The sequence below is a fragment of the Nitratireductor sp. J20-h4 genome, assembly GCF_056780505.1.
In genome coordinates, this window is sequence record NZ_CM165557.1 from 3,898,155 (window position 1) to 3,922,512 (window position 24,358).

The 24,358-nt window shown below is 64.5% G+C and carries 23 protein-coding genes; 14 read left to right on the forward strand and 9 right to left on the reverse strand.

Annotated elements, in window-relative coordinates:
* Nucleotides 1-4 precede the first annotated feature (4 nt).
* From ACT2B0_RS18780 to ACT2B0_RS18795, 4 genes are all read left to right on the forward strand, one after another.
* Nucleotides 5-1,369: an ATP-binding cassette domain-containing protein gene (locus ACT2B0_RS18780; RefSeq protein WP_473466099.1), complete on the forward strand. Its 1,365-nt coding sequence runs from the start codon at nucleotides 5-7 to the stop codon at nucleotides 1,367-1,369.
* Complete coding sequence (locus ACT2B0_RS18785) at nucleotides 1,366-2,100, forward strand: ABC transporter ATP-binding protein (RefSeq protein WP_473459845.1); 735 nt, start codon at nucleotides 1,366-1,368, stop codon at nucleotides 2,098-2,100. Before ACT2B0_RS18780 ends, ACT2B0_RS18785 begins: the two co-directional genes overlap by 4 nt.
* 253 nt (nucleotides 2,101-2,353) lie before the next feature.
* Nucleotides 2,354-2,704 (forward strand): DUF6867 family protein, encoded by a 351-nt coding sequence (locus ACT2B0_RS18790; RefSeq protein WP_348419400.1) that lies wholly within the window; start codon nucleotides 2,354-2,356, stop codon nucleotides 2,702-2,704.
* Nucleotides 2,705-2,878: 174 nt separating this feature from the next.
* Entirely contained in the window at nucleotides 2,879-3,973 is a 1,095-nt protein-coding gene (locus ACT2B0_RS18795; protein WP_473459846.1) for a branched-chain amino acid ABC transporter substrate-binding protein, read from the forward strand.
* Nucleotides 3,974-4,341: 368 nt separating this feature from the next.
* On the opposite strand, the gene ACT2B0_RS18800 is transcribed toward ACT2B0_RS18795, so the two are convergent.
* From ACT2B0_RS18800 to ACT2B0_RS18815, 4 genes are all read right to left on the reverse strand, one after another.
* Entirely contained in the window at nucleotides 4,342-4,914 is a 573-nt protein-coding gene (locus tag ACT2B0_RS18800) for a CarD family transcriptional regulator (RefSeq protein WP_348419397.1), read from the reverse strand.
* A gap of 360 nt (nucleotides 4,915-5,274) precedes the next feature.
* The gene (gene fdxA, locus ACT2B0_RS18805) at nucleotides 5,275-5,613 is read right to left on the reverse strand and encodes a ferredoxin FdxA (protein WP_348419396.1); all 339 of its coding nucleotides are present in this window, start codon (nucleotides 5,611-5,613) and stop codon (nucleotides 5,275-5,277) included.
* Nucleotides 5,614-5,743: 130 nt separating this feature from the next.
* Nucleotides 5,744-6,121, reverse strand: a complete 378-nt coding sequence (locus ACT2B0_RS18810) for an RNA-binding S4 domain-containing protein (protein ID WP_473459847.1) — start codon at nucleotides 6,119-6,121, stop codon at nucleotides 5,744-5,746.
* A 3-nt stretch (nucleotides 6,122-6,124) separates the two neighbouring features.
* Complete coding sequence (locus tag ACT2B0_RS18815; protein WP_473459848.1) at nucleotides 6,125-9,412, reverse strand: helicase-related protein; 3,288 nt, start codon at nucleotides 9,410-9,412, stop codon at nucleotides 6,125-6,127.
* Between the two features lie 395 nt (nucleotides 9,413-9,807).
* Here ACT2B0_RS18815 and ACT2B0_RS18820 point away from each other — a divergent pair, with 395 nt between their 5' ends.
* The gene (locus ACT2B0_RS18820) at nucleotides 9,808-10,404 is read left to right on the forward strand and encodes a DUF922 domain-containing protein (protein ID WP_473459849.1); all 597 of its coding nucleotides are present in this window, start codon (nucleotides 9,808-9,810) and stop codon (nucleotides 10,402-10,404) included.
* Between the two features lie 27 nt (nucleotides 10,405-10,431).
* Here ACT2B0_RS18820 and phbB read toward each other — a convergent pair whose 3' ends face one another.
* Together phbB and ACT2B0_RS18830 are read right to left on the reverse strand one after the other, a co-directional pair.
* The gene (gene phbB / locus ACT2B0_RS18825; RefSeq protein ID WP_348419391.1) at nucleotides 10,432-11,154 is read right to left on the reverse strand and encodes an acetoacetyl-CoA reductase; all 723 of its coding nucleotides are present in this window, start codon (nucleotides 11,152-11,154) and stop codon (nucleotides 10,432-10,434) included.
* Nucleotides 11,155-11,275: 121 nt separating this feature from the next.
* Nucleotides 11,276-12,463 (reverse strand): acetyl-CoA C-acetyltransferase, encoded by a 1,188-nt coding sequence (locus ACT2B0_RS18830; protein ID WP_473459850.1) that lies wholly within the window; start codon nucleotides 12,461-12,463, stop codon nucleotides 11,276-11,278.
* Nucleotides 12,464-12,696: 233 nt separating this feature from the next.
* On the opposite strand from ACT2B0_RS18830, the gene phaR reads away from it, so the two are divergent.
* The 7 genes from phaR (at nucleotide 12,697) to ppk2 (ending at nucleotide 18,854) form a co-directional block, all read left to right on the forward strand.
* Nucleotides 12,697-13,311, forward strand: a complete 615-nt coding sequence (gene phaR, locus ACT2B0_RS18835; RefSeq protein WP_348419389.1) for a polyhydroxyalkanoate synthesis repressor PhaR — start codon at nucleotides 12,697-12,699, stop codon at nucleotides 13,309-13,311.
* A 265-nt stretch (nucleotides 13,312-13,576) separates the two neighbouring features.
* The gene (locus ACT2B0_RS18840) at nucleotides 13,577-14,008 is read left to right on the forward strand and encodes a GlcG/HbpS family heme-binding protein (RefSeq protein WP_348419388.1); all 432 of its coding nucleotides are present in this window, start codon (nucleotides 13,577-13,579) and stop codon (nucleotides 14,006-14,008) included.
* Nucleotides 14,009-14,298: 290 nt separating this feature from the next.
* Entirely contained in the window at nucleotides 14,299-14,538 is a 240-nt protein-coding gene (locus ACT2B0_RS18845) for a hypothetical protein (protein WP_348419387.1), read from the forward strand.
* Nucleotides 14,471-16,111: a CYTH and CHAD domain-containing protein gene (locus ACT2B0_RS18850; protein WP_473459851.1), complete on the forward strand. Its 1,641-nt coding sequence runs from the start codon at nucleotides 14,471-14,473 to the stop codon at nucleotides 16,109-16,111. Before ACT2B0_RS18845 ends, ACT2B0_RS18850 begins: the two co-directional genes overlap by 68 nt.
* A 63-nt stretch (nucleotides 16,112-16,174) precedes the next feature.
* Nucleotides 16,175-17,215: an inorganic phosphate transporter gene (locus ACT2B0_RS18855; protein WP_348419385.1), complete on the forward strand. Its 1,041-nt coding sequence runs from the start codon at nucleotides 16,175-16,177 to the stop codon at nucleotides 17,213-17,215.
* A 117-nt stretch (nucleotides 17,216-17,332) separates the two neighbouring features.
* Nucleotides 17,333-18,028: a DUF47 domain-containing protein gene (locus ACT2B0_RS18860; RefSeq protein ID WP_473459852.1), complete on the forward strand. Its 696-nt coding sequence runs from the start codon at nucleotides 17,333-17,335 to the stop codon at nucleotides 18,026-18,028.
* Between the two features lie 37 nt (nucleotides 18,029-18,065).
* The gene (ppk2, locus tag ACT2B0_RS18865; protein ID WP_348419383.1) at nucleotides 18,066-18,854 is read left to right on the forward strand and encodes a polyphosphate kinase 2; all 789 of its coding nucleotides are present in this window, start codon (nucleotides 18,066-18,068) and stop codon (nucleotides 18,852-18,854) included.
* 88 nt (nucleotides 18,855-18,942) lie between these two features.
* On the opposite strand, the gene ACT2B0_RS18870 is transcribed toward ppk2, so the two are convergent.
* The 3 genes from ACT2B0_RS18870 to mtgA all read right to left on the reverse strand — a co-directional run bounded on the left by ACT2B0_RS18870 (nucleotide 18,943) and on the right by mtgA (nucleotide 20,548).
* The gene (locus ACT2B0_RS18870) at nucleotides 18,943-19,344 is read right to left on the reverse strand and encodes a hypothetical protein (protein WP_348419382.1); all 402 of its coding nucleotides are present in this window, start codon (nucleotides 19,342-19,344) and stop codon (nucleotides 18,943-18,945) included.
* 152 nt (nucleotides 19,345-19,496) lie between these two features.
* Nucleotides 19,497-19,679 (reverse strand): 50S ribosomal protein L32, encoded by a 183-nt coding sequence (gene rpmF, locus ACT2B0_RS18875; protein ID WP_106570231.1) that lies wholly within the window; start codon nucleotides 19,677-19,679, stop codon nucleotides 19,497-19,499.
* Nucleotides 19,680-19,846: 167 nt separating this feature from the next.
* Nucleotides 19,847-20,548: a monofunctional biosynthetic peptidoglycan transglycosylase gene (mtgA, locus tag ACT2B0_RS18880; RefSeq protein WP_473459853.1), complete on the reverse strand. Its 702-nt coding sequence runs from the start codon at nucleotides 20,546-20,548 to the stop codon at nucleotides 19,847-19,849.
* Between the two features lie 159 nt (nucleotides 20,549-20,707).
* Between mtgA and ACT2B0_RS18885 the strand changes: the two genes are divergently transcribed.
* Together ACT2B0_RS18885 and ACT2B0_RS18890 are read left to right on the forward strand one after the other, a co-directional pair.
* The gene (locus tag ACT2B0_RS18885; RefSeq protein WP_481658422.1) at nucleotides 20,708-21,625 is read left to right on the forward strand and encodes a polyprenyl synthetase family protein; all 918 of its coding nucleotides are present in this window, start codon (nucleotides 20,708-20,710) and stop codon (nucleotides 21,623-21,625) included.
* 194 nt (nucleotides 21,626-21,819) lie between these two features.
* Nucleotides 21,820-24,345: a response regulator gene (locus tag ACT2B0_RS18890; protein WP_481658423.1), complete on the forward strand. Its 2,526-nt coding sequence runs from the start codon at nucleotides 21,820-21,822 to the stop codon at nucleotides 24,343-24,345.
* Nucleotides 24,346-24,358: the final 13 nt, after the last annotated feature.

Below are 24,358 nucleotides of genomic sequence, written 5' to 3' on the forward strand. Positions count from 1 at the left end.
GACCATGCGCTTCGGCGGCCTGGTTGCGATCAACGATCTGTCCTTCAATGTCGGCCGCGGCGACATCACCGCGCTGATCGGCCCCAACGGCGCCGGCAAGACGACGGTGTTCAACTGCGTCACCGGTTTCTACAAACCCACCGAGGGCCGCACCGCGATGCGGCACGGCGCCGGACTGCAGGCCAGCGCGATCGAGGAGGTCACGCGCTCCGACCGGCGTTACAAGGAATCGCAGCAGGGCAGCGTCTACCTGCTCGAGCGCATGCCCGACTTCGAGATCTCGCAGCGCGCCAAAGTCGCCCGCACCTTCCAGAACATCCGCCTCTTCGGTGGCATGACCGCGCTGGAAAACCTGCTGGTGGCCCAGCACAACCCGCTGATGATCGCCTCGCTTTTTACCATTGGCGGCATTGTGGGCGTTCCCGGCTACAAGAAGGCGGAAAAGCAGGCGATCGAAAAGGCCAGATACTGGCTGGAGCAGGTGCATCTGACCGACCGCGCCGACGACCCGGCCGCCGACCTGCCCTATGGCGCCCAGCGCCGGCTGGAAATCGCCCGCGCGATGTGCACCGAACCGCTGCTTTTGTGCCTCGACGAACCCGCCGCCGGTCTTAATCCGCGCGAATCGCACGAACTCAACGAGCTTCTCAAATTCATCCGCGAGACCCACGGGACCTCGATCCTGCTGATCGAGCACGACATGGGCGTGGTGATGGAGATTTCCGACCATGTCATCGTTCTCGACTATGGCGTGAAGATCTCGGACGGCGACGCGCTGCATGTCAAAAGCGATCCGCGTGTCATCGCCGCCTATCTGGGCGTCGACGACGAGGCCGAGATCGACGTGCCGGAGATCCGGCACGATTTGGAAGAAGTGGTCGAGGAGGCCGAGGAACTGGCCGCGGCCGAAAAGCCCAAAGCCAAGCCAAAAAGGACACGGCCGTCCGCCAAGGCGAGCGCCGGCAAGCCGGCCGCCAAAAAGGCGGAGGCGCCGGCTGCCAGCGAAATCAAGATCAAGAACGCCGCCGATTTTCCAGGCCGCCAACCGCACGGCACCAGGAAACCCGGTCCGGACGGCGCCGACAATCTCACCCGCATCAAGGGTATCGGCCCGGCCAATGAAAAGAAGCTCAACGCGCTCGGCATCTGGCACTTTTCCCAGATCGCGGCCTGGAAGGCGCCACAGGTCGACTGGGTCGGCGCCTGGCTCGCCTTTCCCGGCCGCATCCAGCGCGAGGAATGGGTAAAACAGGCCAAGACGCTGGCCAAGGGCCGCGCAACCGCCTTTTCCAAACGTGTCGACAAAGGCGAAGTCCCCACAAGCAAGGCGCGAAAACCCCGTGCGGGCAGCAAGGGAGGCAAGCCATGAGTGAGGCCGGGCAACCCCTGTTGCGCATCCGCAATGTCGAAACCTATTACGGCAAGATCATCGCCTTGCGCGGTGTCGACGTTGATGTGTTTGCCGGCGAGATCGTCACGCTGATCGGCGCCAACGGAGCCGGCAAGTCGACGCTGATGATGACGATTTGCGGCAGTCCGCAGGCGCGCACCGGCGAGATCGTCTATGACGGCGACGACATTACCCAGGCTCCCACCCACGAGATCATGCGCCGTGGCATCGCCCAGTCGCCCGAGGGCCGGCGGATTTTCCCGCGCATGACGGTGATGGAAAATCTCCAGATGGGCGCGCTGCTCGTCGACGACGAACATTTCGACGGCGACCTGGAACGCATCTTCACCTTGTTCCCTCGCCTCAAGGAACGCGCCTCGCAGCGTGGCGGCACCTTGTCGGGCGGCGAACAGCAGATGCTGGCGATCGCCCGGGCGCTGATGGGTCGGCCGAAGCTGCTTCTGCTGGACGAGCCCTCGCTCGGCCTCGCCCCGCTGATCGTCAAGCAGATATTCGAGGTGATCGGCGAGCTTAACAAGCGCGACGGTCTCACCGTCTTCCTGGTCGAGCAGAATGCCTTTCACGCGCTCAAGCTGGCGCATCGCGGCTATGTCATGGTCAACGGCAAGATCACCATGAGCGGGTCGGGCACGGATCTGCTCAAGCGCGAGGAGGTTCGCGCCGCCTATCTCGAAGGCGGGCGGCACTAATGTTCCGGCACGCAAACCCGCATGTTTCGCCGACGGGCGCCATACGGATATCGGAGCCGGTCGCAACGTCGGCATAATCACGGGCAATGCCGCCGGCTTATCCAGTCGGCATCCCTGCCCGGACGGTTCGGAGAAGACGGAAGCCGCGTCTCGTTCCGAAACGGTAACGAAAACCAGGCGAGAGGGCGGCGTTCTCGTTTTCGCGGAGCGAAACCGCCCTACTCTCGATCGCTGCGGAGGCTTGGAACGCGCTATGGAAAACGAGAATTCGCTGCTTTGGGAAGTGACGTTTTGGGAGTTCCTGTTCGTCACCGTGCTGCTAGCGGGCGCCGCGGCCTTTCTGACCGGACGCGCCGCTGCGCGCAGCTGGCTGCCGAAGGCGCAGCTTGCCTTTTATGTCCTGCTTTTGACGGCGGCGACACGGTTCATCCATTTCGCCCTGTTCAACGGGACCCTGCTGTCCCTGCAATATTTCGTCGTCGACCTGATCGTACTTCTGGCGATCGCCTTTGCCGGCATGCGCATCACCCGCGCCTATCAGATGTCGACACAATACAGTTTCGCCTTTCTGCGCTCCGGCCCGTTCGGATGGAAGCAGCGGTGAAGCCGGGACATGGCGGTCAAACCGCCGACCAGGCGCGGCAGAAAGCCTTTATTTCCCCGCGAAATTGGGCTTTTATGTCGAGAGGCGGGAAGGGAACCCCGCATGCAACCGGACCGGAGAAAAAACACCATCGCCGCCGGTTTTTCCAATTGTCAGGTGTTTAAGGGAGTCACCATGAAAAAGGCATTATTGGCGAGCGTTGCGCTGACCTTCGCAATGTCGACCGCAGCGTATGCGGACATCGTAATCGCGACAGCCGGCCCGATGACCGGACAGTACGCGTCTTTCGGCGCACAGATGAAGGCCGGCGCCGAACAGGCCGTGGAAGACATCAACGCCGCCGGTGGCGTCAATGGCGAAATGCTGAAGCTGGAGATCGGCGACGACGCATGCGATCCCAAGCAGGCCGTGGCTGTCGCCAACCAGTTTGCCGGCTCGGGCGTTGTCTTCGTGGCCGGGCATTTCTGCTCGGGGTCGTCGATCCCGGCCTCGTCGGTCTATGCCGATGAGGGCATCGTGCAGATTTCGCCGGCCTCGACCAATCCGAAATTCACCGACGAGCGTCCGGGCGAAGGCGTGTTCCGCGTCTGCGGCCGCGACGATCAGCAGGGCGATGTCGCCGGCGCCTATCTGGCCGAAAACTTCGCCGACAAGAAGGTTGCCTTCGTCCACGACAAGACCGCCTATGGCAAGGGTCTCGCGGACGCCACCATGTCGGCCTACGAGAAGGCGGGCGGCAAGCCGGCCCTCTACGAGGCCTACACCGCCGGTGAAAAGGACTACACCGCGCTGGTCTCGAAGCTGAAGCAGGAAGGCGTCGGCGTGCTTTATGTCGGCGGCTATCACACCGAAGCTGGCCTGATGGCGCGCCAGATGCGCGAACAGGGCATGGACACCATCCTGGTTTCCGGCGACGCGCTCGTCACCGACGAGTATTGGGCCATTACCGGCGACGCCGGTGAGGGCACGCTGATGACCTTCTCGCCGGATCCGCGCAAGAACCCCGACGCAGCTCCGCTGGTCGAGAAGTTCCGCGCCAAGGGCATCGAGCCGGAAGGTTATGTGCTTTACACCTACGCCGCGATCCAGGCCTGGGCCGACGCGGTCAAGACGGGCGGCTCGACCGATTTCGAACCGGTGGTCAAGGCGCTCAACGACGGCAAGTTCAATACCGTCCTTGGTGAGCTGGAGTTCAACGAGACCGGCGACGTGACGCTGCCCGGCTACGTCTTCTACGAGTGGAAGGACGGCAAGTACGACTATCTCTGATCCCGGCATCGGCCAGGATCCTGTCCAACCGAAGGCCCGGGCGCGTCCCGGGCCCAGAGGCTCGAAAAACCCCGCCGATCTTCGGCGGGGTTTTTTCATCGGGGCGACGGTGCCGGTTTGTGGCGCGTCCCGGACTGATTGCCACCGTGGCGTGCGGTCTCCCAGCGATACCGCTGCGGCATTATCCACCGGATGATTGACACCAACTCGGCCGCCGCTGGCTGCGTCTCGAGACCGATCCGGTCTTGCACGACCGTCTTCGACATGCCCCTCGGGGCGAAGATCGGCAAGCGCCGGCAATCTGGCGCAATAAAAAAGCCCGGTCGGAAGTCGACCGGGCTTTCTCGCAAATGCTGACGGAAGAGAGCTTACGCGGCTTCTTCCTGCTCGGAATCTTCATTGTCGGCCTTGGCGCCGCGACGCGGACCCTTGGCCAGATTGGCCTCGATCAGGCGGACCGACTCCGTCTCCGACATCTTGTTGACGGCGGCGATTTCGCGCGCCATGCGGTCAAGCGCGGCCTCGTAGAGCTGGCGTTCCGAATAGGACTGTTCCGGCTGGTTCTCGGCACGATAAAGGTCGCGCACCACTTCCGAAATCGAGATCAGATCGCCCGAATTGATCTTGGCGTCGTATTCCTGCGCGCGGCGCGACCACATGGTGCGCTTGACGCGGGCGCGGCCCTGCACGACCTTCAGCGCACGTTCGACATAATCGGTTTCAGCGAGTTTGCGCATGCCCACGGAGGTCGCCTTGGCGACCGGCACTTTCAGCCGCATCTTGTCCTTCTGAAAGTCGATCACGAACAGTTCCAGCTTGTGTCCGGCAACCTCCTGCTCCTCGATCGCGACAATCTGTCCCACGCCGTGCGCGGGGTAGACGATGAATTCCGCGGTCTTGAAGCCCTGGCGGCTTGCGCTTTTCTTCTGCTGGGATGCCATACGCCCTAAACTCCTTGTTTGCGGCTCCGGCTTTTGTGCCGGATTCCTGTCCCGAACGACGAAATGCCGTCCGAAACCCTGGCAGGGACGCAAAACGAACTGTTTCCGGCAAACGGGCAGCGACCGGCGCGCAGGCGGTGAACCTGGCCAAGTCGCCTCGGACCGGAAACTGTAAGCACCTTTCGATGATTAAGGTTTTTGCGCCATCAAAAGACGAGGTAACGCCTATAGGATGATCACTTCTATCACAATTATGCGAAAGAATCAACAACTTGCCGCAACAGCGAACGCCTTCGCGGCCTTATGCTTAAGGTCGCGAAACGTTCAGTCGGCAAATTCGTCGGCCCGGCTGACGGATGCCTAATCGCCCTCTCCGGGCTCCGGAGAAAAATACTTCTCGAATTTATTGTCGACGCCGTCGAAGTCCTTGCCGTCGGCCGGCGGCTCCTTCTTGGCGGTAATGTTCGGCCATTTCTCGGCGTAGTCGGCATTGACCTTCAGCCATGAATCAAGGCCCGGCTCGGTGTCCGGCTTGATCGCGTCGGCGGGGCATTCAGGTTCGCACACGCCACAGTCGATGCACTCGTCGGGATGGATGACGAGCATGTTCTCGCCTTCGTAAAAGCAATCGACCGGACAGACCTCGATACAGTCCATGTATTTGCACTTGATGCAATTGTCGATGACGACATAGGTCATGAAGGCACTCCGGGAGCATGCGGCCTGCAACGTTTGCCGGTGAGGTAGCGCCTTTGCAATAGCCGTGCAAGAGGCGCCTTGTCGTCAATCCGGGACTGCGCGGAATGGTTTTGCGCCGACCGCTGGGGCGTTAGGGTTCGCCGCGCCATTTGTCCATCGCGCGGCGTTCCTTCTTGGTCGGGCGGCCTGCGCCGGCGTCGCGGAGACCGGCCACGACGGGCTTCTCGCTCGCCACCGGCTTCGGCGTCAGGTCCTCGTACAGCGCGCGCGCTTCCGTGGCCGGGCCGCGCCGCATGCCGGTGTCGAGGATGCGGTAGACCAGAATGTCGCGGGCACGCGCAATGGTCAGCACATCGTCGGCGCGCACCTGGTAGGCGGCCTGGGTGATCTTTTCGCGATTGACCCTGACACCGCCCGCCTGCACCAGTCTGGCCGCCAGGGAACGCGACTTGGCCACGCGGGCGTAGAACAGCCATTTGTCGATGCGTTGGCGCTCGGGCCCGGCCATGGTCTACTTCTTGAGCTGCTCCTTGAGCGCGGCCAGCTTGGCAAACGGAGAATCGGGATCGATGCGATCCCGTTTGTCGTCGCGCCGGGGCGTGAAATGCGGCTTGTCCTTGCCGCCTCCGCGCCGATTGCCGCCGCCCTTGCGGCCTGGTTTGCCGGCCCCGTCGCCATCGCCACCGCTCTTGGCGCGCCCGCCCTGGGCCTGGTCGCCTTTGGCATGCTTGTTGAAGCGCTGTCTGCCGTCTCCCTCGCCCGCCGCGTGACGATGTTTGCGCGCTGCGCCGTCGCGGCCGGAGCGGTTCCGGTTGCCGCCCGTGCGGCCGGGGCGCCACAGCGTCACCAGTTTCGGTTCGCCCGTCCCGGCGTCCGCCTCCGTCTGTGCCGCGCCGCCGTCCCCGGCGCTCGTCTGGTCGACGGCTTCGACGGCCGCTGCGGTCTGCCCTTCGCCCGGCCTGACACGATCGGAAGACTGCTTCTCTGCCGGATCATGCCCGACCACTGCCGGCGTTTCGTCGGCAGTGGTTTCCGACGCCTCCGGCGCGGCAACGGGCGCTTCGGCCTCCGCCGCGCCGTCATCCGCGGTCATCGGCGTTTCGACGCCAGCTACGGGATCCGTGTCGTTTGCGCTGAGCGGGTCCGCCTGCGGCGCGGCGCCTTCCGTTGCCGTTTCCGTCCGGCCGTCACCGGCTTCGGCGCCGGCTTCCGTTGTGCCCGTGCCCGAAGCAGGAGCCGGCTCTCCCTCGTCCGTTGCCCCGGCGGCGGCCTGGGCTGCGGCGGAAGCCTTCGCTGCGGCTTCGGCATCGAGCGCGTGGATCCGCGCTTTCACCTCTTCGGCCGGCTTGGGCTCGCCGCGATAGCCAAGGCCCTTGAGAATCTCGTCCATGTCCTCCGCGGTCGCGCCGAGGATCGACATCATCGCCGGCGTGACCACAAAGGCATTGCCGTCGAAGCCCCCGTCGGGGCGCGAGCCCGTACCCGGCCGCCATGCCAGCGCGGGGCGGATCAGATCGGCCAGCCGCTCGAGAATGTCGATGCGCACCGCCCGCCGTCCGAGTCGGCGAAAGCCCGCAAGGCGATAGAATTCCTTTTCGAAGCCCGGCTCGATGACCAGCGACGTCCGCCCGGTGGCGAGCCCGTTGACGACATCGCCGAAACCGGGCTTGTCCTTGCCGTCGTTCGGCAGCGCCCACAACAGCGTCACCAGCCCGGCCGGGCCGGGCTTCAGCAGCGCCGGCACGAAGATGTGATAGGCGCCGAAGCGCACGCCAAGCCGCCGAAGCGCGCCACGCGCCTCCTGATCGAGCCCGCGCACCTCGTCGGCCACCTCGCGGCGGGCGATCAGGCCGAGATTTTCAACCAGCCGGAACGCAATGCCGCGGGCGATGCCGGAAAGCTGTTCGGCGTCGCGCAAATCGACCAGCGGCTTGAGCAGACTGGCGATCTGGAAGGCGACGAAACGCTCGATGCGCGCCGCGATCTTGTCGCGCGCCGGGCCGGTCACCTGCTCGTCGGCCAGAAGCACCGCGCGCGGTCGCAGAATATCCTCGCCGGCCACCAGCGTGGCCACCGGCGCGCCGATCCAGCGCACGACGCCGTCGGACCCGAGCGCAAGGTCGCCGTTGCCGGTGGCCGCGAAGCGCTCGGCACGGGCCTCGAATTCCTGCGCCAGCGCCTTTTGCGCGGCCGCCTTCACCGCGCGCGCGTCCTCGCCGCCGGCCGACTGGTCGGCGGTGAAGCGGAATCCCTGCAATTCGCCGACATGATGGCCCTCCACAAGGACCTGTCCGGACGGATTGATTTCAGCGTCAAGCATCGTGTTTTCTCTCAGCCGCTTCATAAGCACGGAAGTCCTGCGGTCAACGAAGCGTTTCGTCAACCGCTCATGTAACGCATCGGACAGCCGATCCTCGATCTCACGCGTTTTTTCCTGCCAGTGTGCCGGATCGGCAAGCCAGCCAGGACGGTGGGAAACGAAGGTCCAGGTACGGATCTGCGCGATCCGCTGCGACAGCGCGTCGATCTCGCCCTGGGTCGTATCGGCCCGGCGCACCTGCTCGGCCATGTAGTTTTCGTCGACATGACCGCGGCGCACGATATCACTATAGATGGCGCCGATCAGATCGGCATGCTGGGCCGGCGCGATCCGGCGATAGTCCGGCAACGCGCACACATCCCACAAGGCCGCGACCCGCTCGCGCGTCGTGGCCAGGTCGCGGATGGCGGCATCCCGGATCACCGTCTCCAGCGCCTGCTGATCGACCGCCGGCGGCGCCCGGGTCAGCCCTTCGACCGGCGCCGCGGTCTCGATCGACCGGCGCAACGCGTCGAGACTGGAAAACTCGAACTCGGCGGTGCGCCATTGCAGCACCCGGACCGGCTCGAAATCGTGCGCCTCGATCTTTTCGACGAGGTCGTCGTCGAACGGATCGACCTGGCCGGTGACCCCGAACGTACCGTCGCGCATGTGACGGCCGGCGCGGCCGGCGATCTGGCCAAGCTCCGCGGCGGTGAGCTGACGGTACTGGTAGCCGTCGAATTTGCGGTTCTGCGCGAAGGCGACATGGTCGACATCGAGATTGAGCCCCATGCCGATTGCATCAGTGGCGACCAGATAGTCGACATCGCCCGACTGGTAGAGCGCGACCTGGGCATTGCGCGTGCGCGGGCTGAGCGCGCCGAGCACCACCGCCGCGCCGCCGCGCTGGCGACGGATCAGCTCGGCGATCGCGTAGACCTCGTCGGCGGAAAAGGCGACGATTGCCGTGCGCGGCGGCAGCCGTGTGATCTTCTTGGAGCCCGAATAGGCAAGATGCGACATGCGCGGCCGGGTGACGACCGACAGGCCCTTGAGCAGCTTTTCCAGAATGCCGCGCATTGTGGCCGCGCCGAGCAGCAGCGTTTCCTGCCGGCCGCGAAGATGCAGGATACGGTCGGTGAAGATATGGCCACGCTCCAGATCGCCGGCGAGCTGCACCTCGTCGATCGCCACGAAGGCGGCGTCGGTGTCGCGCGGCATCGCCTCCACCGTACAGACCGAGAAACGCGCGCCGGGCGGCTGGATCTTCTCCTCGCCGGTAATCAGCGCGACATTGTCGACGCCGACCTTCTCGGCGACACGCCCGTAGACCTCGCGCGCCAGAAGCCGCAATGGCAGGCCGATCACGCCGGTTTCGTGCGCGACCATCCGTTCGATGGCCAGATGGGTCTTGCCGGTATTGGTCGGTCCGAGAATGGCGGTCACGTCGCGCCCGGACACAATCAGCGGACCATGCTGTTTCGGCTGGATATTCATGAAATGGCAATCAGGCCCTTCGCGCCAATGCCCTTTTGTCGCCGTCCGATTGTTCCGGCGCCATGCACGGTGGGCGAAGTGAGGGCGGATTTCGCTACGAAGACATAGGTGCTTTCGTCTCCGAACACAATCGTCGGCGCACTCGACACGGTGTCCGCCGCAATTGGAACGAGACTGGAACGAATCGGCTACGAATCGCTCACACATGCTGATTCAGGTTTTGTTCCCTGCCCCCATATGGTGTCGACCCGACCGCCGGACACCAGATCGTGATTCAGCCGCCCTGCCGGTGTTGCGTATATCGGTGCCATCAGACTTGGCCTCGGGACGCGGCCGGTGCAGGATGCGGCCTATCGGCCAAACGGCTGCGGGACGGACCCGGGGTGGAGCCGGACATGCGCGGGCATCATCTTGAAACGGCAGTAGCCGGGACAGCGCCGCGATGGCTGTTTGCGGCGGCTTTGCTGCTCGGCGCCATCGCGCCGAGCGCGGGCTGGGCGGGCGACGAAACCCGGATCACCCGGCGTTATTACGCCATCAGCGGCCAATCCCGCGCCGAACTGGTTGCATCGGTGCGGCGCAATGCGCCCCGCGCCGGCTCGGCCTATGGCATCGGCTTCATCGATTTTGACCCGCGCTATACATTCACGCCGCACGCCAGGGGCTGCCGGGTCGACAAGGCCACGGTCGGCCTGCGGATCGTGTTGCGCCTGCCGCGCTGGAACGGAGCCGGGGACACGCCGCGCGCCGTCAGGCGGCTTGCCGCCCGTTTCGAGCGCGCGATCACAGCGCATGAAATGCAGCATGTGCGCATCGCCAAGCGTCATGCAAGACGCATGGCGCGCCAGATCGCTGGTCTCAAGCCGGCCGAGAACTGCTGGAGGTTGCGGCAAACGGCTCAGGCCCTGATCGCGCGACACAAAAAGGCCCACCGCGCCAGTCAGGCCGCCTTCGACCGGCGCACGCGCAAGGCCATCAAGCGGCTCTTGTGAAGACGCCGCGGCAGCGCCGTTCATTCTTCAGCTAAAATACTGTCCGCCATTGGCCGTGATCGTCGAGCCGGTGATGAAACCGGCATCGTCGGAGGCGAGAAAGACAACGCAGCGCGCGATCTCGTCCGCCTCGCCGAGGCGTCCGACCGGAATCTGGGCGATGATCGCCTCGCGCACCTTCTCCGGGACGGCCATGACCATGTCGGTCCCGATATAGCCGGGGCAGATCGCGTTGACGGTAATGCCGTTGCGCGCGCCTTCCTGGGCCAGCGCCTTGGTGAAGCCGAGATCGCCGGCCTTGGATGCGGAATAGTTGGCCTGGGCGAACTGGCCCTTCTGGCCGTTTATGGAGGAGATGGTGATGACGCGGCCGAACTTGCGCTCGCGCATACCGTTCCAGACCGGGTGGGTCATGTTGAAAACACCGTTGAGATTGGTGTTGATGACATCGGCCCACTGCTCCCTGGTCATCTTGTGGAACGGCGCATCGCGGGTGATGCCGGCATTGTTGACCAGGATGTCGACCGGGCCGAGATCGGCCTCGACCTGAGCGATGCCGCCGGCGCAGGCGTCGTAATCGGCCACCGACCATTTGTAGACCGGAATGCCGGTCTCGGCGTTGAAGTTCTGTGCCGCCTCGTCATTGCCGGCATAGTTGGCCGCAACCTTGCAGCCGGCATCCTTGAGCGCGACGGCGATTGCCGCCCCGATGCCGCGCGTTCCTCCGGTGACGATCGCCGTTCTGGCCATGTGGTCTTCCTCCCTGTCTGCGGAGAGGCTTGCGGCCTGCGGCGGCTGGCGAAGTGCGGGTGGAAGCCGCTTCGCTCTTGTCCCGCCGGTCCCGCGCGCCCTCCCTGCTTTCTTGGTTTGCTCAGTTCATCGCTTCCACGCACATGGCGACCCCCATGCCGCCGCCGATGCACAAGGTGGCAAGGCCCTTCTTCGCACCGCGCCGCTGCATCTCGTGCACCAGCGTATTGAAGATGCGCGCGCCGGAGGCGCCGATCGGATGGCCGATCGCGATCGCGCCGCCATTGACGTTCACGATCTCCGGGTTCCAGCCCATATCCTTGTTGACCGCGCAGGCCTGCGCGGCGAAGGCCTCGTTGGCCTCGACCAGATCGAGATCCCCCGCTTTCCAGCCGGCCCGTTCCAGCGCCTTGCGCGAGGCCGGGATCGGCCCCGTCCCCATCACCTTGGGATCGACGCCGGCGGTCGCCCACGACACGATGCGCGCCAAAGGCTTGACGCCGCGACGGGCCGCCTCGTCCTCGCTCATCAGCAGCGCCGCGGCCGCGCCGTCATTGATCCCCGACGCGTTCGCCGCCGTCACGGACCCCTCTTTGTCGAAGGCCGGCCGCAGCTTCTGCATGGCCTCGATGGTGGCGCCGTGGCGGATATATTCGTCGGCGTCGACCACGATGTCGCCCTTGCGCGTCTTGATCGTCACGGCCACGATCTCGTCCTTGAACCTGCCGGCCTTCTGGGCGGCTTCCGCCTTGTTTTGCGAGGCGAGCGCGAACTGGTCCTGGTCGTCGCGGGAAATCTGGAACTGGCGCGCCACGTTCTCCGCCGTCACGCCCATGTGATAGCCGTTGAACGCATCCCACAACCCGTCCCGGATCATGGTGTCGATCATGGCGTAGTCGCCCATCTTCACGCCGGCGCGCAGATGCTGGCAATGCGGCGACAGCGACATCGATTCCTGGCCGCCCGCCACGATGATCCGGGCATCGCCGCTGGCGATCTGCTGCATGCCGACCGCGATCGCCCGCAGGCCCGATCCACAGACCTGGTTCAGCCCCCAGGCGCTGGTTTCCTTGGGCATGCCGGCCGCCATCGAGGCCTGGCGCGCCGGGTTCTGGCCCTGTCCGGCCGTAAGCACCTGCCCCAGGATCACCTCGTCGACCTCGGCCGGCTCGACACCGGCCCGCGCCAGCACTTCCTTGAGCACGACCGCGCCGAGATCGTGCGCGGGCGTGGTGGCGAACGCGCCGTTGAAGGAACCAACCGCGGTGCGCGCGGCGCTGGCGATGACGATGGAGGGCGAAGCGGACATCCTGGTCTCCCTGTGTGCGGGCATCTGGCAACTTTGTTGCCCGTAGCATGGCGCGAGTCAAATTCGAAATGCGCGGCAGAGCGCCTCGCCGCCCCGCAAGCCCGGAGCGGCCGGGCGCTGTTTCCTGCAGCGCACAAATCGCTTTTCATTGATGCGGCTTTGCGCATATCGTGAAATATGCGACATGTCGCAACCGCGGACGAAGTATCGTTTCGGCAATCTGGGAGGTTCGCGTGCCTGGCAAGGACGATCCGGTGATCATCAAGAAATACGCCAACCGCCGCCTCTACAATACCGGCACATCCACCTATGTGACGCTTGAGGACCTGGCCGAAATGGTCAAGCGCGGCGAGGACTTCACCGTACAGGACGCCAAGTCCGGCGAAGACATCACCCATCCCGTGCTGACGCAGATCATTTTCGAACTGGAAAACAAGGACGGGCAGAACATGCTGCCCGTTTCCTTTCTGCGGCAATTGATCTCGTTTTACGGCGACCAGATGCAGATGATCGTGCCCAGTTTTCTGGAGCAGTCGATGTTCGCCTTCGCCAAGGAGCAGGAGCGGTTCCGCGAACAGATGAAGGATGCCATCGGCCAGGCTCCCATGGACATGATGGGCATGTCGACGCCGATGAAGGCGATCGAGGAACAGACCCGCCGCAACATGGAAATTTTCCAGAACGCGATGCGCATGTTCACGCCTTTTCCCGCGACCGCATCCCCGGACACGGCCGATAAACCCGAACAGGCGCCGGCCGCGTCCGGGGATGCGCCCGACGATCTGCGCGACCTGAAGGAGCAGATCGCCGCCATGCAGCGCAAGATCGATGCGATGGACAAGGGCTGAACCACCCGATCGGTTCAACGGCGATCACGAAATCCACGGTTCGAGGTCCGCCATGTGCGGTTTCACGGTGGCAGGCGCCCAGCTTCGGTGGCAGTGCCGTCTTCAACGACCGCGGACGAGCGCACCAACCAGACGAATTCCCGCCGAAAAACGCGCACCTGACACGACACCCTCCCGATTGGTGAAACTATTTCGACAGAACGCGCCGTACAGAACCGGCAGCGGGTCCAATACAGCTGTCACCACATGGAAACGGGAGAGACCCTTGAGCGACCTGAAACTCGAAACCGCCAACACCATCATCGAAACCGCCTTTGCCAAGGGAGCGGAGATCGGCCTGAAACCGCTCGCCGTAACCGTGCTCGATGCCGGCGGGCATCTCGTCGCCTTCCAGCGCCAGGACCTGTCCTCGCTGATGCGCTTCCAGATCGCGTTCGGCAAAGCCTATGGCGCGCTTGCGCTCGGCATGGGATCGCGCGGCATCGACGCCATGGCGCGCGCGCGTCCGCATTTCATGGCCGCGGTATCCGATGTCGCCGGCGGGCGCCTCGTCCCGGTGCCCGGCGGCGTCCTCATGCGCGACGCGGCCGGCCGTCTCGTCGGCGCGGTGGGCGTTTCGGGCGACACGTCCGACAATGACGAAGCCGCCGCGGTCGCCGGCATCGAGGGCGCCGGCCTCGTCGCGGATGGCGGCTGAGAAATCTGGTCGCCGACCACTCGAAAGCCGGCGCAGCGAGCGTGGCGACCGCCTCGACGACGGGCCAGCGACGGTAGGGTTCAGCGGTCTCGTGCCATGGTCCCCGCCTTCGCTCGATAGTGGCGCGCCTCCGGGCAAATCCGCGCCGGACGCTAAACTGTAACAAAATGTCCGCGAGGCCGTCTCCTTAACCGAGGCGGGACGATTTCGGGCGGCCGCGAATGGCGAGGCCGCTGCCGAAGATCCGCCGTGCAAACCGACAAACCGGAGCAAGACACGGAGGCTGCCAGATGCAAACACTCCAGGATGAACGCACAAATCGCCAAATCATCACGATCTACGCGCCGATCTTCATGGAGAAGCTGGAAAGGCTCGAAAGACGCGGACAAGGCCATTGCCTGGAAGCGGTCGAGCTTCGAAAAACCCTCGCGCTGATAGACCGCGCGCAGGCCCGATCCCGCCTTGAAGACGACGCCCGCCGTTTCTCGTCGCTGCCGCGTGACGGGGGCGCAGAGACCCGACCAAGTTGACGATGGCGAGCGCTCCATGTCGGTGAATCGCGAGATCGAATTGAAAGGGGCGATCCGATCCGAGTATCTCGACCGGGTCGAGACCCTTCCGGCAATCGAGCGACGCACGGTCGGGCGGACGAAAACGAGAAAGCTCGTGACCGTCTATTTCGACACGCCAAATTATGCGCTGCGTCGGCTGGGTCTGTCGCTGCGGGTGCGTAAGGTCGGGCGCGCCTATGTGCAGTGCGTCAAGCAGGCGCACAAGAAACTGGGTGGCATTCTGGTGCGGACGGAGTGGGAGGGCCCGGTCCCGAGCCAGGCCCCCGCTATTTCGGTTATCGAGAACAAGGCCCTTCGGCGCCGGATAAAGCGCGTCGGAATCGAGCATTTGCAGCCCGTCTTTCGCACGGACGTTCTGCGCCGCTCGCGAACCCTCAAATTCGAAGACGGCAGCACGGCCTCGATCGATATCGACGTCGGCGACATCCTGGCAGGCGACGCCTCCGAACCGATCGGCGAATTCGAGTTGGAGCTCGAAACCGGCGCCCCCGAACGGATATTCGAACTCGCCTCCGAAATCGGCAAGACGATCCCCTTTCGGCTTGCGGCGCCGAGCAAAGCCTCGCGCGGCTACGCGCTTTTGACCGGGGACGGGCCTCGACCGCGCAAATATGTCAAGGTCAAACTCGCCAAGGATGCGACCGTCGAGCAGGTCCTGACCGAGCTGGTTCAGAACTGCCTCGATCATCTGCAGGCCAACGAAGCCGCCACTCTGGCCACCGACGACACCGAGGGCGTACACCAGATGCGTGTTGCGCTGAGGCGGCTGCGCGCCGCGCTGAGGCTTTTTAAATCTACCCTTCCGGAGGATCAGTACGGCTGGGGCGCCCGCGAAGCGAAGTGGCTGACGGGCGAACTGTCAGAGGCGCGTGCATGGGATGTCTTCAGCGATGAATTCCTGGCGCCCGTGGCGCGGCTTTACGGCGAGGAGTGTGGTTTCCACGCCCTGACGGCGGCCGTCGAGCAGGCAAGGCGGCGCAGCCGCCGGCGCGCGCGCGATGCCATCGGAACGGAGAGGTACACCGAGTTCCTGCTGCACCTCAGCGCCTGGCTCTCCGGCCAGGCCTGGCGCGACCAGCCGGTTACGGAACGCACGACCCGCCTTCTCGATCCGATCGGCGCCCATTGCGTGCAACTGCTGCAGAAGCGGGACCGGAGCGTGCGAAGGCGGGGGCGGGATATCGCGAACCTATCCGGCGCCGCGCTTCACGAACTGCGCCTCGCGGTCAAGAAGCTGCGCTATGCGGTGGACTTTTTCGAGAGTCTCTATTCGAAAAAGCAGGTGAAGGCCTATCGCAGGCATCTTGCCGGCCTCCAGGACGGGCTCGGGTATCTGAACGATGTCGCGGCTGCGGACACGCTCCTGCGCGAACTGGCTCTCTCCGGCGGCGGTCAAACGCCTCCGGCCTGGGTTCACGCAGGCGGCCTGACGGTCGGCTGGCATCGCCATGCCGCGATCGCGGCCAAGGAACGCCTGGTCGAAACCATGACGGGCTTCCTGCGCACCGAACCGTTCTGGCATGACGGATGAGGGCGTGAAGATGGCCGGTCGAGGCACAGCATTCCTGGCTCGCGCGAAACCGCTCGCCGATCGATGAGCGCGGTCGTGGCCCTGATGATCGTCGGCGTGCTTATCGTGCTCGTGTACGACTATACGAACGGCTTGCAGGATGCCGCGAACATGCTGGCGACAATCGTGGCGTCGCGGGCCACAACGCCGATCCAGGCGGCGATACTCGTCTCCGCGTTCACCTTTCTCGGCCCCCTCCTCGGCGGCACGGCCGTCGCCAACACCATCGGCAATTTCGTCGACGTGACCGACCTGGAGACCGCCGCCTCGCTGACGGTCGTGCTTGCGGGGCTTGCAGGCGCCGTCGCGTGGAACCTGGTCACCTGGTGGTTCGGCCTGCCGGCATCGTCGTCGCAGGCACTCGTGGGCGGTCTCGTCGGCGCCGTCGTTGTCGCGGCCGGGCCGGGCTACGTCGTCTGGGGGTTTTCCGCCATGGCGCGCGGGCAACTCACCGGTGTCACCAAGGTTTTGGGCGCCCTCCTCGCCTCGCCGGTCCTCGGCTTCCTCCTTGGCTGGGTGACCCATCGGATCATGAGTTTCGCCTTGCGCGGCGCACGCCCTGGCGCCAACCGGTATCTTCGCGGCATTCAATGGCTGACCACGGCCGCGCTGGCCTTTTCCCACGGCACCAACGACGCGCAAAAAGGCATGGGCATGATCGCCATGCTGCTGGTGCTCGGCGGCGTCAATGCCGAATTCCAAGTGCCTTTGTGGGTTATCCTGGTCAGCGCGACGGCGATCGCGCTGGGCACGCTCGCGGGAGGATGGCGGATCGCGCGCACGCTGGGTTTCGGCATCTACAAGGTGCGGCCGATCCATGCGCTCGATGCCCAGCTGGCGTCGAGCGGCGTGATCCTGGCCGCCTCCGCCATCGGCGGGCCGGTATCGACCACGCAGGTGGTCAGCACCGCCATCATGGGCATCGGCGCCTCCGAACGGCCGAAATCCGTACGCTGGGGCACGGCCCAGCACATCGTCGGCACTTGGCTTATCACCATGCCGGGGGCAGCCGCCATATCGATCGGATTCTACGTCCTGATCCAGCTTTTCGCGCGAAATTTTTAGAAAAATCGAGCCGCGCATGGCCTGGAGAGGCAAAATATGATGGAAAATGAAGCAAATGCGAAGCCCGCCACATCGACATCGCGATTTTCACGGCTTTTGAACGCGATATTTCCCCGCATGCCAGATTTTTACGGTCTGCTCGATGACCAGTCAGCTCTCGCCGTGCGCGCAACCGCCGAGCTCGTCGCCTTCATGGAAACCGGGGACGAGGTCAGGGCGAGAGAAGTGCGCCGGCTCGAGCACGAAGGCGACAAACTCAAGGCACGAAACATCGACGTGCTTCATCGCTCCTTTTCGACCCCGTTCGACCGCGAGGATATCCACCGGGCGATCACGGCCATCGACGACGGGCTCAACTACGCCAAGACCACGGTGCGCGAGATGGAGATCCTCGAGGTCGAACCGGACGCGCGCATGCTCGAGATGGCGCGGTTCCTGCACCAGGGCGCGACGGCGCTGCAATCGGGATTCGGCAAGTTGAAATCGGGCCCCTCCGAGGCGGAACGCGACGCCGACGCCGTCCGAAAGGCCGAACGCCGGGCCGAAAAGGCCTATCGCAGGGCCATCGCCGAACTGTTCGATCCGCAACAATATGCGCGAGACCTGGCGGAACGGTGCAAGGAACCGGGAGAAGACCTCGGGCTTTTGCTGGAACCGATGGATCGGGTGGCGTGCGGCGCGGTCGTCCAGGGACTGTCCTTCGTCTTGGAAGCGTTGAAGCGTCGCGAGGTCTACCGGCACCTCTCCAACGCGTCCGACCACATGGCGCATGCCGGCGATATCTTGCACGACATCGTCGTCAAGTCAGGCTGAGAGACGCGGCGCAGCGACACAGCAAGGGGTTTGACGGATGAGCGAGAAAGCCAGGAAAAACGAAAATCCCGACGCCGGCCGCTACAAGGAGACCCTGAGACGGCTTCAGGTCGAACTGGTCAAGCTGCAGCGACATCTGATCAAGAACGACCTTCAGATCCTCATCTTGTTCGAGGGTCGCGATGCAGCAGGCAAGGACGGCGTCATCAAGCGCATCACCCAGCATCTAAGCCCGCGGGAAACCCGGGTCGTTGCGCTCGGCAAGCCGTCCGACCGAGACCGCCATTCCTGGTACTTCCAGCGCTACGTGCCGCATTTGCCGTCAACCCAGGAAATGGTGCTGATGAACCGCAGCTGGTACAATCGCGCCGGCGTCGAGCGCGTCATGGGCTATTGCAGCGACGACCAGGTTCAGGATTTCCTGAAATCCGTACTGCCCTTCGAGCACATGCTGGTGGATGACGGCGTCCAGCTGTTCAAATATTACCTGGATATCTCAAAAAAGGAGCAGAAGCGCCGGCTCAGGGACCGTCGCGTCGATCCACTCAAGCAGTGGAAGATCAGTCCGATCGACAAAGTCGCGATCAAGCACTGGGACGATTACAGCGCCGCCCGCGACGAGATGTTCGAGCGTACCCACAACGAGATCACGCCCTGGTATGTGGTGCGGGCCGATAACAAGAAACGCGCACGCCTCAATGTGATCCGTCATCTCATGTCTCTGGCCGAATGTCCCGACCGGGACGAGCACGCGGCCAGGCCGGATCCGGAAATCGTCTTCGCCTATGACGCGAGGCATCTCCAAAGCGGCGCGATTGCCCGGTAATGGTCGAGGCCGTCCCGGTCCTCTGTGTTCGCTGACACAGCGACGCATGCCGTGTGTGACAAACGCACGCCGATTGGCCGGCGTGCCGCTAGTGAAAGCTGACGTCGCGGCCGGCTGAACGGATCGACACCGAAAACCCGGCGATCAGGTCGACCAGCGTGATCACCATCAGGATGAAGAACACCGAGTGCGCGGCGCCGCGCACCAGCAGAAACTCGACCAGAAAGGCGACGAAGACGAAGGTGGACAACAGATGGTCGACCACCGACGCGTTCGAGGTGCGGGTCGACTTCATGATCTCCAGGAACAAGAACACCAGCCCGATCACGATCATCAGGTCGCCGAGGCTCATGACGAAGACCCCGCCCGACATCATGGCGAGCGAGAATATTTCCTGCGCCCAGGGATCGGCGCCGCCGCCGAACATGCCGGCAAGGCCGAGATTGTAGAGAATGAAGGGAATGATCAGCAGGGGGACGATGCCCAGCATGGCGCGGCTCCGTTGCGGCAAGGAACTCCTGGTTTCACCAAGAAGCGCGCCACGTCAAGACGGTGGTGCCGCCGCGTTACCCCCCTGCACCCGCATAAACGCGAAAAGACCGGCCGGAGCCGGTCTTCGATATGCGGTGCGAAAGAAAAGCCTCAGCTTTCCTTGGGCTCCAGCACCTGACGGCCGCGATACATGCCGGTCTTCAGGTCGATATGATGCGGGCGCCGCAATTCACCGGAATTGCGATCCTCGACATAGGTCGGCGCCTTGAGCGCGTCGGCCGCGCGGCGCATGCCGCGCTTCGACGGCGAAGTTTTTCGTTTCGGTACAGCCATGGACCTGCTCCATCACTCAAATCAATGCCTGTCGCGCCCTTCAGGAAAGGACCGTATCTCGACAGGTCGACATCTGGAAAGTTGGGTGCCTATACACGCTGCCACGGCCTTTGACCAGTCGAGCCCTTCACTTTTTTTCGTGCCCGCTGCCGCGATCCGGCCCAGGCCTAGCGCACGCACCCGACATAGTCGCCGGCGCCCGCCGCGCGCTTTTCGATAATGGAGGCGAGCCGGGCCAGCCCCTTGCCGGGTTTGGCCGGGTTCCGCTCGGCCGGATTGGGTAGCGTCACCGCGAGTAAGGCCGATTGGCGGCGCGTCAGCTTGGCGGCCGAGCGGTTGAAATGATGTTGGGCGGCCGCCTCGGCGCCATAGACGCCCGGCGCCCATTCGACGATGTTGAGATAGATCTCCATGATGCGCTTCTTGGGCACGATGGCGTCGAAAATCAGCGCCAGCGGCGCCTCGATCGCCTTTCTCAGCAACGACCGGCCGTGCCACAAAAACAGGTTCTTCACCGTCTGCATGGGGATCGTGGACGCCCCGCGCGTCGGCTCTCCCGACAGGGCGTCGTCGATGACCACGTTGAGTTCGCCCCAGTCGATGCCGCGATGCGAGCAGAACTGTCCGTCCTCCGACATCATCACCGAGTGGATAAGCACCGGCGCGATTTCCTCGATCGGCACCCAGCGCCGCTGATAGGCGGTGCCCGTCACCAGATCCCGGACCATCAGCGTCGAAACCGGATGGATTGCCGGCCAGACATAAAGCAGCGACAGCGCCAGCGGCAGCAGGGCGACCACAACACAGGCGGCGACCATGCGCCGCAGCCATGTCGTCCATCTCGATTTGCGCCGTTTGCGCCGTGCCATGCGCTCCTCCGCCAGCGGCCGCTTGCCCGCACACCGGGCCGGATCAACGTTGTCTAGCGCACATAAATCGGCGCTACCATCCATGGAACGCGGGCGCCCCTGCGGATTGCCGCGGCCGATGGACTTGACCGCGCGCGAAATTGTCGCCATCGCACCCTCATGACGACCGAGCTTTCCGCCCTGTTCGAACAGAGCCTCGCCATGCGCGCCGAAACCGTCGAATTGGTGCTGCGCGGGCTTTTCGACGATCGCACGCGCGCCGGCGAGATCGCGCGGCCACCCCGGCTCATGGCCGCGATCCGGCACGGCGTGCTCAATGGCGGCAAGCGCCTGCGCCCCTTTCTGGTCTTGGAGAGCGCGGCGCTGTTTGGCGGCGCATCCGACGCGGCGGTCCATGTCGCCGCAGCGCTTGAATGCGTGCATTGCTATTCATTGATTCATGACGACCTGCCGGCGATGGACGACGACGATCTGCGACGCGGCCAGCCGACCGTGCACCGCGCCTATGACGAAGCGACCGCCATCCTGGCCGGCGACGCGCTTTTGACGACAGCCTTCGATATCCTGACCGGCGGCGATTTCGAGCTCGCCGACACGACACGCCTGACCCTGGTACGGGGCCTGGCGCGCGCCGCCGGCATCGGCGGCATGGTCGGCGGACAGATGCTCGACCTGGCCGCCGCCGCGGCCCCGCCCGACGAAACGGGGGTCATCACGCTGCAGGCCATGAAGACGGGGGCGCTGCTGCGTTACGCCTGCGAGGCCGGCGCCGTCGTCGCCGGCGCGAGCGCGGCCGATCGGGAGCGCCTGTCCGAATTCGGCGCGGCTGTCGGTCTCGCCTTCCAGCTCGCCGACGACCTGCTCGACCTGACCTCCGACGTGGCGACCCTCGGCAAGGCCGCCGGCAAGGACGCCGGCGCCGGCAAGGCGACGCTTGTCGGGCTCAACGGACCGGCCTGGGCGCGACGCCAGCTCGACGGCCTGATCGTGCAGGCCGAAACGCTGCTGGAGCCGTTCGGCGCCGACGCCCGGATGCTGACGGCGGCCGCGCGCTTCGTCGCCACGCGCACGTCCTGACATAACGCCGGGCAGATCCTGGGTCGCGGACAAACGCAGGGCTGGCGGACAGGCCGGATTATCGGCCCAGGTCAACGACCCGGGCACGGCGCGCCCACCCGAGGTTGCAGCGCCCCTCCGGCACAGCGTTAAGCTGAATTTAATTTAGCGCATTCAATTTGAGCCATCTGTCTGAGTGCGGGGTGGACGTGTCGATGTCCTCAAAGTTTACGCGCGCCTATATGCGCGGGCGCCTCTATACGGTTCTGATCAGTTTCGTCCTGGCAGTCGCCGTCGGGACCGGCTTCATCTTGTGGAAGCTCGAAAACGCCAAGATCGACGTCAAATTCGGCGCGGTCATCGGCTATATGGCCGAAGCCACCAGCGACGTTATCTACCAGTCGCTGCGACTGGAACATTTGAGCGCCAGTCTGCAATCGCAAGTGCGAAACGCTACGACCGCACCCATGGCGCCGGTCGCCGGGCCAGCGCCGCTCGGAGCGGCCGGACCGGCCGACGTCAACGCCGTTCATGCCGAACTGGCGGCGGCCCTCAAGCGGTTGGAACGCGCCTACGACACGTTGGAGACATCGTCCGGCGCCGAGCGCCGAATGCTCGAAAGCCGGCGCATCGCCATCGAGGAAGGCGGCGATGCGGCCGAGGCGCCGCTGGAACACATCAACACCGTTTTTGACGCGATTTCGGGCCTTCGGGCTCCGTTGGCCGTGCGTCAGGTCTGGGATGACAGCGACAGCGGCATGTCGTTGAAAACCGAAATCCGTCAGGTGCTGACGCTGGCCAACCGCCTGGAGATTTTCGCCGACTACACCACGCCGAGCGCGCAACGCGTCTTCCGCGAGCTGCAGCAATTGGCCAACCGCACCATCAAGCCGCATCTGGCGCTTATCCAGGACGATCTGAGCGAGGACATGGCCTACAGCTACACCACCTTGCAGTGGTTCATGGTGCTGGTCGGACTCACGATCGTTCTGGCAAGCGCGCTGGTCGGCCTTCGTATCCTTGATCCGATGATGCAAAAGGTCGCCACCAGCCACGAAAACCTGCGCGAAGCCCACGAATTGATCGAGGCCGCGCTCGAGCGGGCAGAATCGGCCGACCGGGCCAAGTCCGAGTTCCTGGCCAATATGAGCCACGAGATCCGTACGCCGATGAACGGCGTGCTCGGCATGGCAGAACTCCTGTCACGCTCGGAACTCGACAAGCGCCAGGCGATGTTCGTCGATGTCATCTTGAAGTCGGGCAGCGCGCTGCTGACGATCATCAACGACATCCTCGATTTTTCCAAGATCGACGCAGGCCAGCTCGAGCTCGATCCCGCGCCCTTTCGCCTCGGCGAGGCGATCGAGGATGTCGCCACGCTGGTGTCGGCCCGCGTCGCCGAAAAGGATCTCGAGCTGATCGTGCGGGTCGATCCGAATCTGCCGTCCTCCGTCACCGGCGATGTCGGCCGTTTCCGGCAGATCATCACCAACCTCGTTGGCAATGCGGTGAAATTCACCGAAAAGGGTCACGTGCTGATCGACGTCTCGGGCACGGTCGACAAGGGCATCGCTACCGTCACCGTACACGTGGAGGACACCGGCATCGGCATTCCCGAAGCCAAGCTTGCCAGTGTCTTCGACAAGTTTGCCCAGGTCGACGCTTCCTCCACGCGCAGGCATGAAGGCACCGGCCTCGGACTTGCGATCGCCTCGCGCCTTGTCGAGCTGATGGACGGCCGAATCTCGGCTGACAGCGTGCTCGGCAAGGGCTCGGCCTTCTGGTTCACCGTCAGGTTGCCGGTCGACGAGACCGACACCGGCGACAGACCCGTGCCTTTCGACGTATCGGGCGCTCGAATCCTGATCGTCGACGACAATCCGATCAATCGGGACATTCTGTCCGAACAGATGCGCAGTTGGGGCTTCGAGTGCGCGGCCGTCGAGAACGGCGAAACCGGGCTCGCGTTCCTGAAACGCGCGTCGGAACTCGGCGCCCGGGTCGACTGCGTGGTGCTCGACTACCAGATGCCGGGTATGAACGGCGTCGAGACGGCCCGCACGATCACCGCCGATCCCGCCACCGCCGCGATCCCGATCCTGCTTTTGACCTCGGTCGATCAGTCCGATGTCGGCCGGCTTGCCGCCGAATGCGGAATCCGCGCGCAATTGCCCAAGCCCGCCCGCTCATCCGCGCTGCTGGAAGCAATCGTGACGATGCTGCAAGCCGCTCGGGCGGCCATGACGGCGCCTGAAGAAAAACCGGCTGTGCCGCCGCCCGGCCAGCGCACCGCCCCCCGTCGGGCGGCAGAGCGACGCATTTCGGCGGCTTCGCTGCGCAAATCCCCGGATCTCGACGTGCTGGTGGCCGAGGACAACGAAGTGAACCAGCTGGTTTTCCGGCAGATTCTCGACGGTCTCGACCTGTCCTACCGCATCGCCTCCAACGGCCGCATGGCGGTCGAGATGCACCGGTCCCTACGTCCCCGGATCGTCCTGATGGACGTGTCGATGCCGGAGATGAACGGACTGGAGGCGACCAGAACGATCCGGAAGGCCGAAGCGGGAACGGGCGAGCACACGCCGATCATCGGCATCACCGCCCATGCGCTGAAGGGCGACCGCGACAAGTGCATGGACGCCGGCATGGACGATTATCTGTCCAAGCCGGTGTCGCCGAACAAGCTCTCGATCAAGATCGAGACCTGGCTGCGCGGCGGCGACATGGCCCGCACCGCCTGACGGGGCGGGACGC

Coding starts and splice junctions, on each gene's coding strand:
- ACT2B0_RS18780 (WP_473466099.1), top strand. CDS start 5: ATGCGCTTCGGCGGCCTGGTTGCGATCAACGATCTGTCCTTCAATGTC.
- ACT2B0_RS18785 (WP_473459845.1), top strand. CDS start 1,366: ATGAGTGAGGCCGGGCAACCCCTGTTGCGCATCCGCAATGTCGAAACC.
- ACT2B0_RS18790 (WP_348419400.1), top strand. CDS start 2,354: ATGGAAAACGAGAATTCGCTGCTTTGGGAAGTGACGTTTTGGGAGTTC.
- ACT2B0_RS18795 (WP_473459846.1), top strand. CDS start 2,879: ATGAAAAAGGCATTATTGGCGAGCGTTGCGCTGACCTTCGCAATGTCG.
- ACT2B0_RS18800 (WP_348419397.1), bottom strand. CDS start 4,914: ATGGCATCCCAGCAGAAGAAAAGCGCAAGCCGCCAGGGCTTCAAGACC.
- fdxA (WP_348419396.1), bottom strand. CDS start 5,613: ATGACCTATGTCGTCATCGACAATTGCATCAAGTGCAAATACATGGAC.
- ACT2B0_RS18810 (WP_473459847.1), bottom strand. CDS start 6,121: ATGGCCGGGCCCGAGCGCCAACGCATCGACAAATGGCTGTTCTACGCC.
- ACT2B0_RS18815 (WP_473459848.1), bottom strand. CDS start 9,412: ATGAATATCCAGCCGAAACAGCATGGTCCGCTGATTGTGTCCGGGCGC.
- ACT2B0_RS18820 (WP_473459849.1), top strand. CDS start 9,808: ATGCGCGGGCATCATCTTGAAACGGCAGTAGCCGGGACAGCGCCGCGA.
- phbB (WP_348419391.1), bottom strand. CDS start 11,154: ATGGCCAGAACGGCGATCGTCACCGGAGGAACGCGCGGCATCGGGGCG.
- ACT2B0_RS18830 (WP_473459850.1), bottom strand. CDS start 12,463: ATGTCCGCTTCGCCCTCCATCGTCATCGCCAGCGCCGCGCGCACCGCG.
- ACT2B0_RS18845 (WP_348419387.1), top strand. CDS start 14,299: ATGCAAACACTCCAGGATGAACGCACAAATCGCCAAATCATCACGATC.
- ACT2B0_RS18855 (WP_348419385.1), top strand. CDS start 16,175: ATGAGCGCGGTCGTGGCCCTGATGATCGTCGGCGTGCTTATCGTGCTC.
- ACT2B0_RS18860 (WP_473459852.1), top strand. CDS start 17,333: ATGCCAGATTTTTACGGTCTGCTCGATGACCAGTCAGCTCTCGCCGTG.
- ppk2 (WP_348419383.1), top strand. CDS start 18,066: ATGAGCGAGAAAGCCAGGAAAAACGAAAATCCCGACGCCGGCCGCTAC.
- ACT2B0_RS18870 (WP_348419382.1), bottom strand. CDS start 19,344: ATGCTGGGCATCGTCCCCCTGCTGATCATTCCCTTCATTCTCTACAAT.
- rpmF (WP_106570231.1), bottom strand. CDS start 19,679: ATGGCTGTACCGAAACGAAAAACTTCGCCGTCGAAGCGCGGCATGCGC.
- mtgA (WP_473459853.1), bottom strand. CDS start 20,548: ATGGCACGGCGCAAACGGCGCAAATCGAGATGGACGACATGGCTGCGG.
- ACT2B0_RS18885 (WP_481658422.1), top strand. CDS start 20,708: ATGACGACCGAGCTTTCCGCCCTGTTCGAACAGAGCCTCGCCATGCGC.
- ACT2B0_RS18890 (WP_481658423.1), top strand. CDS start 21,820: ATGTCCTCAAAGTTTACGCGCGCCTATATGCGCGGGCGCCTCTATACG.